General features: G+C 38.3%; 2 pseudogenes. Both read right to left on the bottom strand.

From position 1 onward, the window contains the following. Positions 1–558 (bottom strand): annotated as a pseudogene (locus HT729_RS12305) (transposase); the annotation flags it as partial. A gap of 163 nt (positions 559–721) precedes the next feature. Then, positions 722–937: pseudogene (locus HT729_RS11480) on the bottom strand (transposase domain-containing protein); the annotation flags it as partial. Positions 938–980: the final 43 nt, after the last annotated feature.

The following is a 980-nucleotide window of genomic DNA, read 5'->3' as shown; positions in this document are numbered from 1 at the left end:
CTTTAGCTCCTAAGGATGATTTATCTGCTTGCTTGGGAGTGGCTTCAAAAAATTTCCTTCTCACATGCGCCCAACATCCAACAAGTTCAGCTTCTTCCAGTTGACGATAAGCTTCTAGCGGTTCGCAGTTTACCAAGCTTAGCGTCGCTTTGCTCCTAAACCTTGGACTGCTATCGCATAGGCAGAACTAGAGGACTAAAGTTCTAAGTTACTGCCGCAACATGTCACAATGCACATAGCCAGAATAGTCTCCTAGGAAGTCTTGTACTACTGAACCACTTCGACGCTGATCATGGTGGTAAAGCCTAATCCCTTGTTTCTCTGATTTTCCTGACAAAAAAGTCCAATAGTAGGTCAGATGGCTATCACTTTCTAAGACCCGATAAGAGGTTTCATCCGCATGAAGAAGAGCTTGTTCTAACAATTTTTCTCGTAAAAGGTTATAAAGGGACTCTAAATAGTATTGACTCATCTTGATATGCCAATTAGAGATTTCCTTACGTGTGATTGGTAAACCCATCTTAAATCTTCTTCTTGGAGATAATTACGAATTTTAAGCAGAATATCATTTCTCTTTTTAGAATCAAAAGGACGAGATTGTGGAATCTCTACAGGAACAATAGGTTGTGGCATTAAAATATCCGTAACCGCCCAATAACGAAGTATATTGAAAAATCTCCAGACTAGAGAACTCACGGATAGTTCCTAATCTGGAGATTTCTTATTTGCACTTTTCTTGTACAACTTTATTCCATGGTAAATAAGCCTCTAAAACCTCTTTGTTTACGAGAGTTTCCTCGTTTGGAAGACATTCTAGAAGATAGGATAGATATTTTTCACTATTTAGTTGATGACGTTTAGCTGTTTCCAACAAACTCATAATAATAGCTGTTGCTTTAGCTCCTTCAAAACTTTGAGAAAACAACCACCCTCGCTTTTTAAAATTTAGCTTAAGCTAATAGAGTCCACTGGACTCTTTT

Origin of the sequence: Streptococcus sp. 79, from assembly GCF_013277425.1 — a bacterium.
Classification (GTDB): Bacteria; Bacillota; Bacilli; order Lactobacillales; family Streptococcaceae; genus Streptococcus; species Streptococcus pseudopneumoniae.
The sequence above is the reverse complement of the archived record's forward strand: the minus strand, read 5'-3'. Positions and strand labels throughout refer to the sequence as shown.